The sequence below is a fragment of the Nostoc sp. CMAA1605 genome, assembly GCF_021596505.1.
Lineage (GTDB): Bacteria > Cyanobacteriota > Cyanobacteriia > Cyanobacteriales > Nostocaceae > Trichormus.
The window spans coordinates 12,703-25,799 of sequence record NZ_PJIZ01000015.1 but is presented as its reverse complement, the minus strand read 5'-3'; the positions used below and the strand labels follow the sequence as shown (position 1 = coordinate 25,799).

Sequence of the window (13,097 nt, the reverse complement as noted above, 5' to 3'; positions counted from 1 at the left end):
CTTACGTGGAAAACTTCTACGCAACGTATTTTAGCACAATTACTCAGAGCCATCCTGGAAGGACGGGGCTTTCAACCCAGTTTTTTGGTAAAAATATTTCCCACTCACTGCTGACTTGTTGCGTTATTTCTTGAATGGCTTGACCGTAAGCCCGCATTCTTTCACCATGAAAAGGCGGGGTGAGTAATTGCCGTTGACGCTGGTGGCGATCGCCATCTAATAAAATCAGAGAATTATCACCCAACAAAACTTTTAAACTACCGCCCCTCCCCCACTTTGAAAGTATTTACCATCAGCCGTGAAAATCTGCTCTAAAGCTTGGGGGTGACTGAAATAGACTATTTGATTTTCTTTATTCTGTCTCCAGATGGTGAAATTATCACCATAAACACGGGCAAAATCTTCTAAATACCCAGTTGGCTGAGTAATGAATTTAAACAACCGCACAAAATAAGGGAGTTTCGGCCCGTCGGGTAGGTTATGAGTAACTGTCATCTGAATTAGAGTTTATAGCGATCGCCTTCTATTGTTACGATTTTTTTTGAGATAGGACTCATATTTGATTTCTGAAAAAACTCACTATACTCATAAATCCCTTTTTTACTGTTCCCCGTTCCCTGTTCCCTCCCTACGCAAATATGTTCATTAATCAGCTATTAAATTTTTTCTGTGGCTATAAACGTGCCGAATGACCCACTAGTTTGCTCTAATTGAATTAATTTTGCATAAGGACTATCCATCTGTGACATCTGTTGATGATTACCTCGCTGTATTACCTGACCTTTTTCTAGAACAATGATTTCATTACAGTCGCGGATGGTACTTAAACGGTGAGCCACAATAATGCAAGAACATCCTCGATAGCGTAGATTTCGGTCAATAATTTTTTCTGTCTCTGCATCTAAAGCACTGGTTGCTTCATCCATGACTAAAATTGTCGGATCATGGACTAATGCACGAGCAATTTCCAAACGCTGACGTTGTCCTCCGCTTAAATTAGCTGCACCCTCAAGTAAGTAGCTATCATAGCTCCCAGGTAAAGCTAAAATAGCTTCGTGAATGGCAGCATCTTTACAAGCCCGGATTAATTGGGCATTGGGTACAGTATCGTCCCATAATGTTAAATTTTCTCTGACAGTACCAGCATATAAAAAAATCTCCTGTTCTACGATCGCCAGAGAATTAGACATGACTGACCTGGGGATGTTTTCTCTGGGAATACCATCAAACAGAATTACTCCCGACCAAGGTTGGTAAAGTCCGGCTAACAATTTAGCAACTGTTGATTTACCTGAACCGCTACCACCAACTAAAGCAACTCTTTCTCCTGGTTGTAGCTGAAAACTCAGGTCTTTAATTAGTGGCTCATCTGTGCGCGAATAGCCAAATGTGACATTTTTAAATTCTACGTATCCCCGGAGTTGACAGGGTAAAGCATACTGTACCTGCTGCATATCTGTATTTTGACTGTCCAATTCTGGATCAGTCGGGTTTCGCAATACATCATCCAAACGAGTCAAATCACCCTCTAATTCTTGTAGGGTACTGCCAAAGTTAACTAAAGAGTTGACCGGAGTTAAAAAACTAGTCATTAAACTTTGGAAAGCAACTAACATCCCAATACTGAGATGTCCATCCATGACCCGCAGTCCACCGATCGCTAAAATTGATAGTGAACTTAAACTAGTCAAAAATGGCGGTAAAACGCCTAATACTTGATTGGTGATGCCTAGTTCCTGCTGACCATTAATCAATTTTGTATAGTAACCAGACCAGCGTGAGAAGAAATCTGACTCTAAAGCTGAGGCTTTTAGGGTTTCCATACTTTGGAGTGCAGCAATTTCTGTCCCTGCGACTTTTCCCCGGTCTTGTATAGTTCGCATATACATATCTGTGCGTTGCCGCGAAACCCACTGTAATGCCAGGATATTAATTGCCACAAAACACACACTAATAGCCGTTAATACCCCATCATAAGCAAACATCACTATGGCATAAAATACTACCATGACCGTATCAATTACAGTCCTCGCTAATTGACCTGATAGCACTTCTGCGACTTTGGTATTAATATTAATCCGACTGCTGATTTCTCCGGCAAATCTTTGAGCATAAAATCCTACTGGCAAGCGCAAAATATGGTGGATAAATTGGCTGGACATTTCCACTGATAACTTAATATTTAATTTTCTTAAAAACCGTCTTTGCAAAAATGTTAACCATCCCTGAATAAATATAGTGATGCCCATGCCCAAAATCAGTGGACGCAACCAATCTGTGCGGTTTTCCACAAGAACTCTATCAACAAAAATCTGATTAAATACTGGTAAAACTAAACCTGGAATAACTAGGAAAAATCCCGCAAGTAAACAATAGAGAATAGCCCCCCAAGAACTCTGTAATCTATCTACCAAAGAGCCAATTAAGCTAGGTTTACGACCACCTTGTTGAAATTCTGTCCCTGGTTCCATGACCAGGACAACCCCTGTATAAGCTTCATCAAATTCTTGATAGGAAACTCGTCTTGGCCCTGTGGCTGGGTCATTCAGGTAAACCCAATGGTTTTTAAATCCTTCAACTACTAAAAAATGATTGAAATTCCAAAAAACAATATATGGGGGACGGACTGTTTTTAATTGCTCTAACTGCTTTTTAAAGCCTTTAGCTTGCATTCCGTAATTTCTGGCTGCCTTAATCATATTCGAGGCTTTGCTACCATCACGGGAAATGCCGCAACTTTGGCGCAGTTCAGCTAAGGGGACAATTTTACGGTAGTACGCCAAAATAATTCCTAAAGCCGCCGCTCCACACTCCACGGCTTCCATTTGCAAGAGGGTAGGAGTTTTGACACGGGAGGGGATTTGACTTTGTGCTGTTCCTAATTCTGGTGGTGGTGTTGGTTTGCGAAAGGGATTGAGTTGGGAAAGTGAGACGATTAAATTCATTGCTCAAGGGAGGGAACAGAATCGCTAGATTTGTTTAGTTAATTCCAGTAAATTCACGGAGAATGGGCAAAACAAAAGTAATGGGGGCCTGCTCTGCTACTTTTACCCGCACAGTGGTGGTTGTTCCCGCAGAAATGTCTAATTTTGGCCCCTGGGAGGAAGACCAACGATAACCGCTAAAGGTGGATGGGTCAATGACCATTTCTGCTCGCACTTCCATATCTCCGCCGCCAGTCGGTAAGATTTTTGCCACTAAGTCAGGATTGCCAATCAGCGAATTTGCACCTTCTTTAGTCACAGGTAAAGCCGAAACGGAGGTGACTTGAGCCACAATACCACCGAAGCGTTCTCTTTTGACGGAGTCGGGGGTGATTTGTAGGGTCATTCCTGGTTGAATCAGTTTGCCATCTTTGACGTTAAAGTAAGAGATGGCAATGAGGGGAGTGTTTTGGTCGCTGGTGTTGACAGATACAAGCGGAGTTCCGGGACTAGCAACTTGACCAACAAAAGCGGAAATTTCTAATACACAACCACTACTGAGGCTAATAATTTGACTATTATCTAATATTTGTTTTTCTAGTTGGGCGATCGCTCGATTGGTATCCTGAACTTGATTAACTTTAGTATTAATATTTTCTGCGTTTTCTTGATCAATACGTTTACTCCTCGTTTCTAAGTCTTTTAATTGCGCTTGCAATTCACCGACGGAACTGAGATTTCCTAAGTATCTCTGCTGTGCTTCCGTTTCTTGCACATCTAACTGCTTGAGTTGTGCTTGGATATCATAGACGGTTTGTAACCCTTGTTTATATTCTTGCTCTGCTTGTAACACGGTATCTTTGGCAATTGCGCCTGCGTCTAAAAGTTGCTGACGTTTTTGAAATCTATCTTGCAGCACTGGTACAAGTTCCGTAGCATCTTTGAGGCGTTGCTGTAAACTAATACGCTGTTGACGAATCGCATTTAAGCCTTTTTCATAAAATGCAGGTGTGAGAGTTTGGGTGTCTCGCAAACGTTGAATGTAGCTAACTCTAGCAGATGCGATCGCTTCTTTTTCCTTGGCGGTACGTTGTCGCTGAAGTAAAATAGAATCCCGTTCTTGTGTTTGCAACTGCGCCAATTTGGAGCGTTGGAGCTGCAATTGTTGTTTGAGATCAGTAGGATCAATTGTGGCGATAATATGTCCTTTTTCGATACATTGTCCGGTTTTCACATTCAGACTTTTCAATTGTCCAGAGATGGGAGACTCAAAAGTGACAACTTGATTGGGTTTAATCAGTATTCCCTTACCTGACACTGTAATGGGAATCCGGCCAAAGATACTCCAAACTAACCCCAAAACGATAAAAGCACCCAAAGTGGCCAAAGGTAGCCAATCTAAAGGGTTGACTATTTGCATTAATTGATCCAATCTTTCTGGAGAAGATAACCGCTCCAGTGATTCTTTGCGAAATATACTCTCTTTATCAGCCATTTATTTGGAGCTTGGAATTGGGTATAGTTGACCTTTTGTTGTTCAAGATTGCCTATTCAGTCGTTTAATCATCCAGTCAAATCTAGCACCTGCTAGGGCAGTATTGTCTAATGTATCTAAGTCGATTTCATCTTCAACTTCGATATTTTCAGATAAAAGTTCATCTAATTGGTAAGCTAATTTGCCAAATCCTCGCCGGAATAATCGATCACGGATTCTATCTGTTAAAACTACCGCGATCGCTCGATAAAAACGGGCTGTAAATCCTGTATCCTGCTTTAATTTTGCTGCTAATATTGCCTGTGGTAGTGCCAATAATACTGAAGATTCTGCGGCTTTGACTGTGGCAGAAGCATTTGTATTTTCTACAAAAGACATTTCTCCTAAAATTTCACCTTTGACTGATTTAGCAATTTCCTTTTGAGCCAGTTCATTCTGTGGTGTGCTAACAAAAATTCCTAATTTACCATCTAATAATATATATAATGCCTCAACAGGTTTACCTTCCTCAATTAGCATCGTTCCCGGATTAACTTGCTTTCTGATTCCTTGGGAAATCATCCAATCAATATCGCTATCATTCAAGATGGCAAATACAAATAAAACTTTACGTAACGGTTCACCAGGAAAAACGTTAGTTTTAGCGAGAAAATCAGTTAATCGTCGCAATTGCTTTGATAGTGACAGAGACAGCATTTGATAAAAACGAGCAGCAAACGCTTTATCTTGCTCTAACTTTTGAATTAATGCCAGTCGAGGTAGAGATAACACGCGTGAGTTTTCTAAGGCTATGCAACTAATAGAGGGGGGACGATGATCTATAAAAGATAGAGATTCGGCAATTTCTCCCACCGCTACCCGATCAATTTCCACCGCATCTTCTATATTTCCAGTGGGAGAAACACGAACACTTAATGCGCCTGCTAATAAAATTTCTACCGTATTGATAACTGCTTGACCTTCTTGAATAAGAACTTCATCAGTATGATATTCTATGAATTTACTTACACTAAGCATCCAATCAATATCTCTATCTCCCAAAGCTAGGAAATGAGGGAAATTAGCTAGTATTTGTCTGAGCATATTGTCTAAAATTGATGATGAGTGAAATGAAGTTATCTATTGCAATCAAATGTCAGCTTGTAAAGTTGTCATAATAGTTAAGTTAAAATTTCTTTTTGGACATTCAGGTAGTATTAGTTTTAATATAGGTAATTAATTTAAATTAATATCACCTTTGGCATTAGCAAATATAGTTGTTGTTTTTAGAGGCTGGAAAATTAACCTAACTTAATATGAATTTGATAAAAAAATTTATAAATCTGACAGCAGTTTCCCTCTCTTTAGGATTATTAAGCATTTCTAGTTTGCCCAAAGGCATAGCTGAATCACCACGAAGATGGCAAAACTGGCAAATCAGCCAGAAATTTATCCCTCCAAATCGCCAAGCACCCCGCACAACTGCTGGTGGGGGAAGCCGTGGAAGGTTCTGTGAGTTAGCAAGTAAAGAAACTATACAGCCCTTAATACCGCAAAATAAATTCGGTTTAACTTTGGCTGAACGTCCTAGTTTTTACTGGTTTGTGCCGCAAGTTAGCGTACAAAAGGCGCACTTTTCATTACTAGATGATCAAGGTGTAGTCTACGAAACAACTGTTAAACTTCCTAAAGAATCGGGAATTGTGGGTTTTACTCTGCCATCTAACGCATCTAGCCTGAAAGTTGGTAAAAAGTATCACTGGTATTTGGCGATCGCCTGCAATCCAGAAGCAGAAAAAGAAATGACTGTAGATGGTTGGGTAGAACGTATCCCAGCCACGCCAGCCTTATCCCAGCAGCTAGCCAGGACAAATCCCCAGCAACTATCCCAAGTGTACGCAAATGCCGGCATTTGGCATGAAGCATTGCATACCTTAGTACAACAACGTTTAGCACATCCTAGCGATCGTAAAGTAGCAGCCAATTGGCAAGTCTTTCTAGAGTCAGTCGGGTTAAAAGATTTAGTTTCCCAACCTTTGCTCAATCAATATCTAGAAAATGTCCAGACTCTAAAAGAAAACCACAAAGGTGAATGTGGGAGTCAGCTTTAAATGCTCTTATTTAAATTTTGATTTAATCTCATGTGGAGTCAAATTAAGAAACAAATTTGGCAATGGCGCGGTATCTTAATTACTGCTCCCAGCGTAGGTATATTTGTGTTCATTCTGCGCTTGAGTGGACTATTGCAGATGTTAGAATTAGCTGCACTGGATCAAATGTTTCTGTTACGTCCTCCAGAATCTCTAGACTCGCGCATTGTCATTGTGGAAATTAATGAATCGGATGTGCAGAAGCTCGGTAAAAATGGTAATTGGCCGTTACCAGATGGCTTACTTTCCCAGATTTTAGGAAATATCAAACAACAACAACCCAGTGCAATTGGTCTAGATTTATATCGAGATTTGCCAGTGGGTTCTGGCCATGATTCATTAGTGAAAATCTTTGAGACTACACCCAATTTAGTTGGGATACAGAAAGTTGCGGAAAATGATGACAGTTCAGCAGTTGCACCACCACCAACACTGAAAAAACTCGGACAAGTAGGTGCAAATGATTTTCCTTTAGATGGGGATGGAAAAGTTCGTCGTAGTTTACTGTATTTAGCTGATAAAAATGGAGAAAATATATTTAGTTTTGCTTTTAAATTAGCTTATCTTGATTTGAGCGATCGCCATATAGAGGTCGGACAAACCGATGATTTTTTAGTCAAAACAGGTAATGTCATTTACCCATTATTTAAAAGTAATGATGGTGGTTATGTGCGAGCCGAAGACCAAGGTTATCAGGTACTAATCAATTATCGTCATGCTCAACCAGGTTTTCAGCAAATATCAATTATAGATGTGTTAGAAAATCGCATACCCCAGGATTTATTCAAGGGACGCATTGTGTTAATTGGCTCCACGGCCGAAAGTCTCAAAGACCTATTCTATACACCTGCCAGCAGCACAATATTAACAGCACCAAAACGCATGGCAGGCGTAGCAATTCATGCTCATGCTATCAGTCAAATTTTAAGTGCGACTTTAGATAATCGGCCGTTAATTAAAACTTGGAATAAACCGCAAGAATGGTTATGGATTTTTCTGTGGGCATTGATAGGAGCAACCTTAAGATGGCAACAAAGATATAGTGGCACTTCTAAAAGAAAATCACTGTTACCTATTATTAGCTTATCACTGGCTGGATGTAGTCTCATAGGTATTAGTTATCTAGCTTTTTTGGCAGGATGGTGGATTCCTTTCGTCCCACCATTCATGACATTAATCGGTTCGGGAATTGCTGTAACTGCTTATGTTGCTAGGACTGCGGGAGCTATTCGCAAAACCTTTGGTCGTTACCTGACTGATGAAGTAGTTGCTAATTTACTAGAAAATCCTGAAGGTTTAAAACTGGGTGGAGAACGCAAAAAAATCACAATTCTCACTTCTGATTTAAGGGGTTTTACCGCTACATCTGAGAGATTATCGGCGGAAGAAGTGATTAAAGTTATTAATATTTATTTGGGATGTATGGCAGATGTCATTACTCAATATCAAGGTACTATTGATGAGTTTATGGGTGATGGCATTTTAGTTTTATTTGGCGCGCCCATTACTAGAAATGATGATGCAAGTAGAGCAATTGCTTGTGCCGTAGCCATGCAGTTAGCAATGACAGATGTGAATCAAAAAATTCAGCAAATGGGATTCCCAAAACTAGAAATGGGCATTGGGATTAATACAGCAGAAGTAGTAGTCGGTAATATTGGTTCAGAAAAACGCACTAAATATGGAGTTATTGGTAGTCAAGTAAATTTAACTTATCGTATTGAATCTTATACAGTGGGCGGACAAATTTTCGTTTCCGAATCAACTATTAATGAAGTTGGTGCGATCGCCCAAATTTTGGACATTAAAGAAGTACAAGCCAAAGGTGTGACACAACCCATAAAAATATATGAAATTGGTGGCATCGCTGGAGAATACAATTTATATCTGGCAAAAGCAGCAGAAATATTTTCGCAACTAGCAGCCGCAATTCCCCTACAGTACGCAATTTTGGATGGTAAAGACGTAGATAAAACTGTGAGCAGAGGGAACTTAGTTAAGCTGTCAGCCACAGGAGCGCAAATATGCCATGATTCCATCGCAAATTCAGTAATTTTGCCACCATTTACCAATTTAAAATTAAACTTTTTTCTACCCCCTCATACCACAATTACTGAAGACATCTATGCTAAAGTCTTAGACAAAACAGCAGAACCAAATAGTTTTTATATTCGCTTTACTAACATACCCCCAGAAGTAGCAGTGCAATTGCAAAATGCCATAAGTCCAAATGAATGATTCCCAGTTATTGCTCACCAGCAATCAGTCCTTGTTATTAGACGATCCGCACACCGTGTGGCAGATGAAATCAGGTGCGATCGCGCTGTTTGCGATTCCCATTCACGAAGGAATTGACGGAATACGCCGTTATCTATTTACTGTCAATCCAGGGGAAGCATTGTTTGGCATAGCCACTCAGACGCATAAAATTTTAGCGGTAGCAATGGAAGAGACTGTACTGTGGCAATTAACTGATCAGTCTCAAGGTTCGCTGGAGTTAGTGCAGACTTGGGGGAAAAATATTTGTAGTTGTGTAGGCGATCGCTGTGTCATTCCTCCTATATTCTCCCATCCTGATAAGGTGAATAATTGGGATAGCATCCAAGTAACTCTCAATCAACTGCACAGCGATTTTTGTCAAATTCTCGTGCAGATAGAACAAGAGGAGTTAGCCACTAAATTAGAGCAATTCCAAGCACGAGAACAACTTAACCATCAAGTCAAAGTTGGTGCTTTAGGGAATTTGGCATCAGTTCTCAAACCCAAACAAGCAGAACTGTTACAAGCCGGGACACCCCTGTTAATTGCCGCAGGTGCAGTAGGTAGAGCATTAGGGATGAAGATTTTGCCTCCGGCGCGTTCCGAAGATATGAATCGGATTAAAGAACCCCTAGAAGCGATCGCCCGTGCATCCCGCATTCGGATTCGGCGAGTATTACTGAACAATCAATGGTGGCTAAAGGATACTAGTCCTCTACTGGCATATACGCATCAAGATAATCGCCCAGTAGCGATTTTACCAGCAGGAACTAGAAAATACGAAATTTTTGACCCAGAAAATCATACTCGTATCCCTGTCAATGATTATACGGCTCAAAAACTAGCTCCCTTTGCCTATGTGTTTTATCGTTCCCTACCTGAGCAAAATTTAACTGCGATCGATTTGTTAAAGTTTGCTTTCAAAGGGCAGATACGAGAACTAATCATCATCCTCCTGACAGGGACAATCGCCGCCTTACTAGGGATGTTAACGCCCTTAGCCACCGCCATTCTCATTGATGCAGTCATTCCCGATGCCGACCGAGGCTTGTTATTTCAAATCAGCTTAGGTCTGTTAGCAGCCACTTTCGGCACAGTAGTTTTTCAAACTGCCCAAGGGTTTGCCGGACTGCGACTAGACAGTAAAGGTAGTTTAGATTCCCAAGCTGCCCTGTGGGATAGATTGTTGAATTTGCGAGTATCTTTCTTTCGGCAGTATTCCATAGGGGATTTACAATCTCGTGTTTCCGCTATCACTCAAATTCGTCAGAAACTCGGTGACACAGTATTACGCACCATCTTTACTAGTTTCTTCTCCCTGCTGAATTTGGGATTGTTGTTTGTCTACAGTTCTAGTTTGGCTTTAGTTGTGTTAGCAGTAGCACTTGTGACAATCATCTTTACCACTGTCTCTGGTATACTTACCCGCCAGAAATTGCGTATTTTAGAAGAAATAGAAGGAGAAATTTTTGGTTTTACTGTCCAGATGGTTGCAGGCGTATCTAAACTGCGTGTTAGCAGTGCCGAAGACCGAGCCTTTGCTTACTGGGCAAAAAAGTACAGTCAGCAACTCAAACTCAAACTAAGTACAGAAATAGTAGAAGACATCTTAGCTATATTTAATACTGTCATGCCAACAATCACTTCCATCATCATCTTTTGGCTGGCAGTGGTATTAATTACACAAGCCCCATTTCAAGGCAGCGCAGGATTATCTACAGGGACATTTTTAGCGTTTAACTCAGCCTTCGCTATCTTTATCTTGGGTGCAACACAACTGAGTAACACCATAGTTAGCATATTAGACATCAGCATTTTTTGGGAACGAGCCAAACCAATCTTTCAAGCACAACCAGAAATTGACCTCAACAAAAGTGATCCTGGACGGTTAACAGGTAAAGTCAAGATAGATCATGTGACGTTTCGTTATCGAGAAGACGGCCCCCTGAATTTAGATGATGTCACCATTGAAGCCGAAGCGGGAGAGTTTATTGCCTTAGTAGGGCCTTCTGGCAGTGGTAAATCGACAATTATGAGGATGTTGTTGGGGTTTGAAACACCAAAAGACGGGACAATTTACTACGATGGTCAAGATTTATCAGGATTAGATATATCAGCAGTGCGCCGACAGATTGGTGTTGTTCTGCAAAATGGGCGCATTAATAGTGCTTCCATGTTTGAGAATATTTCTAGCGGCGCATTGGTAACAATGGATGAAGCTTGGGAAGCTGCACGCATGGCCGGGTTGGCGGATGATATTCAATTAATGCCAATGGAAATGCACACAGTCATTTCCGAAGGTGGTACAAACCTGTCTGGTGGACAAAGACAGCGACTATTAATAGCCCGTGCTTTAGTATTGAAACCCAAAATCCTGATTTTTGATGAAGCCACCAGTGCCTTAGATAATCGTACCCAAGCTATAGTCAGCAACAGCTTAGACAATTTAGGAGTCACGCGTATAGTAATTGCCCATCGCCTCAGTACCATCCGCAATGCTGACAGAATTTATGTGATTGAAGCCGGTCGAGTTGTCCAGCAAGGTAAGTTTGAGGACTTAGTTTCTCAAAAGGGGTTATTTGCGAATTTGATGGCGCGACAGATGGCTTAGGGTAAGGGGTGTGGGGGTAGGCTATGGTAGTAACTGAGCCTTATTGAAGCGTGGTAAACGCGGTAGCGTTGCCAAGCATGGAAAAGCCATCGCTCTTGCACGGCTGTATTGTTATACTTATAGCAAATTTGTCGATTTTATTACAGTTTTTATCCTAATTTAATTAACTTCAGGAAAGTGGGGAACGATGATCAAACTATCACATCTTCCGAGTATTTTAGTGGGGATGCGCTTCGCTCTAGCTCCTTTACTAGTTTTCGATGCTTTAGACCATAAAACCAGTTTTTGGTTCATCATTGGTTACGTTATTGCCGTACTTTCAGACATTTTTGATGGTATTATTGCCCGTCGCTTAAAGGTTAGTACAACCCAACTTCGTCAAGCAGATAGCTGGGCTGATATTTGTTTGTATTTGTGTGTGGCTATTAGTACCTGGTTAGTATATCCCCAAGTAATCATCGCTTTTCGAGTACCTTTATTATCCGCGATCGCTATCCAACTAATATTGTTCGCGATTAGTTTAATCAAGTTTCAGAAATTCCCTAGTTTCCATACCTACACTGCTAAAGCATGGGGATTAGCCCTACTTGCGGCGACAGTGGGGCTATTTGGTTTTGGTTACGTAAACACCCTTTGGTTTGCGATCGCACTTTGTTGGCTCAATAGTTTAGAAGAAATTGCTATGACGCTGTTGTTACCAACTTGGCAATGTGATATTTGAGTATCTTTCACGCAGTTGATTTACGTAAAACATTAATGCACTCGTCAACCAGTCAGGACGGAGTGTAGTTCAGTGAGATTAAAGCGTCTACTCCGCAAAAATTTCCAGATATTACTACTGCTGAGTGCAATCTTACTCTTTTTCACAACTCCCTTACGGAATTTGCTCAATCAAGAGATTCTCTCATTTTGGTTGCAAAGATTAGGTATTTGGGCTGTTCCCTTATTTATATTCACCTACGTATTGGTTACAGTCTTAGGTTTACCGATAACAATTCATACATTAACTGGAGGTGTAGTTTTTGGTTTGGGATGGGGAAGCCTTTGGTCTACATTAGGCGCAACATTGGGAGCAGTAGGAGCATTTTGTCTGACTCGATACCTATTTCGGGATTGGGCAGTAGCAAAATTTGGTCAACATAAACTGCTGCAAAAATGGCATCAAGCACTTGAACGCAATCCCTTTTTCTTGGTTCTATCTCTGCGCTTTGCCCCGATTGCTCCATTTAATATTATTAACTTTTTATTGGCACTAACCGCAATCAACCTGAAGATTTATACCCTTGGAACTTTAATTGGAGTCATTCCAGGGACGATTGCTTATACCTGGTTGGGTGCTTCTGGAAAAACCGCTTTAGAAGGAAGCGACGCGTCCTCTTTTATACTCGCGTCGGTTTTTTTGGTATTGTTATCGGTGTCACCGTTGTTATTTAAACTCTCTCCGAGACGCTAACGCGTAGCTTGCTTCCCCTCCAGGTACGTCCCACTTCTCTCCGAGACGCTACCGCAATTAAAAAACTCAGATGCAGCAAGGTTTTCAGGATTTACATCTGTATCATATTTTTCGTGAAATGGTGTAAGGGTGTGGGGGTGTAGGAGAAATTTTGCTCCCATGCCCATATTTTATTGCCGAAAGTATAGAGGGTAGTTATTGTTTGCGTAAAACCTTTCTTATCGGG

The 13,097-nt window shown here is 40.9% G+C and carries 10 protein-coding genes; 5 read left to right on the top strand and 5 right to left on the bottom strand.

Annotated elements, in window-relative coordinates:
• Positions 1-43 precede the first annotated feature (43 nt).
• From CV014_RS07885 to CV014_RS07865, 5 genes are all read right to left on the bottom strand, one after another.
• Entirely contained in the window at positions 44-244 is a 201-nt protein-coding gene (locus tag CV014_RS07885; RefSeq protein ID WP_236141534.1) for a cytochrome P450, read from the bottom strand.
• 8 nt (positions 245-252) lie between these two features.
• Positions 253-495, bottom strand: a complete 243-nt coding sequence (locus CV014_RS07880) for a cytochrome P450 (protein WP_236141533.1) — start codon at positions 493-495, stop codon at positions 253-255.
• 161 nt (positions 496-656) lie between these two features.
• Positions 657-2,945 (bottom strand): NHLP family bacteriocin export ABC transporter peptidase/permease/ATPase subunit, encoded by a 2,289-nt coding sequence (locus CV014_RS07875; RefSeq protein WP_268964549.1) that lies wholly within the window; start codon positions 2,943-2,945, stop codon positions 657-659.
• A gap of 34 nt (positions 2,946-2,979) precedes the next feature.
• A complete protein-coding gene (locus CV014_RS07870; protein WP_236141532.1) occupies positions 2,980-4,419 on the bottom strand; it encodes an NHLP bacteriocin system secretion protein in 1,440 nt (479 codons plus the stop codon).
• A 42-nt stretch (positions 4,420-4,461) separates the two neighbouring features.
• Entirely contained in the window at positions 4,462-5,502 is a 1,041-nt protein-coding gene (locus CV014_RS07865; protein WP_236141531.1) for a cyclic nucleotide-binding domain-containing protein, read from the bottom strand.
• A 212-nt stretch (positions 5,503-5,714) separates the two neighbouring features.
• Here CV014_RS07865 and CV014_RS07860 point away from each other — a divergent pair, with 212 nt between their 5' ends.
• The 5 genes from CV014_RS07860 to CV014_RS07840 all read left to right on the top strand — a co-directional run bounded on the left by CV014_RS07860 (position 5,715) and on the right by CV014_RS07840 (position 12,871).
• Positions 5,715-6,509 (top strand): DUF928 domain-containing protein, encoded by a 795-nt coding sequence (locus CV014_RS07860; RefSeq protein WP_236141530.1) that lies wholly within the window; start codon positions 5,715-5,717, stop codon positions 6,507-6,509.
• A 30-nt stretch (positions 6,510-6,539) separates the two neighbouring features.
• On the top strand, positions 6,540-8,786 hold the full coding sequence (locus tag CV014_RS07855) for a CHASE2 domain-containing protein (RefSeq protein WP_236141529.1): 2,247 nt from the start codon (positions 6,540-6,542) through the stop codon (positions 8,784-8,786).
• Positions 8,779-11,418, top strand: a complete 2,640-nt coding sequence (locus tag CV014_RS07850) for an NHLP bacteriocin export ABC transporter permease/ATPase subunit (protein ID WP_236141528.1) — start codon at positions 8,779-8,781, stop codon at positions 11,416-11,418. The genes CV014_RS07855 and CV014_RS07850 overlap by 8 nt, the downstream gene beginning before the upstream one ends.
• Positions 11,419-11,605: 187 nt before the next feature.
• Entirely contained in the window at positions 11,606-12,139 is a 534-nt protein-coding gene (locus CV014_RS07845; protein ID WP_329608357.1) for a CDP-alcohol phosphatidyltransferase family protein, read from the top strand.
• A 72-nt stretch (positions 12,140-12,211) separates the two neighbouring features.
• Positions 12,212-12,871, top strand: coding sequence for a TVP38/TMEM64 family protein (locus CV014_RS07840; RefSeq protein ID WP_236141527.1), 660 nt, complete (start codon positions 12,212-12,214; stop codon positions 12,869-12,871).
• Positions 12,872-13,097: the final 226 nt, after the last annotated feature.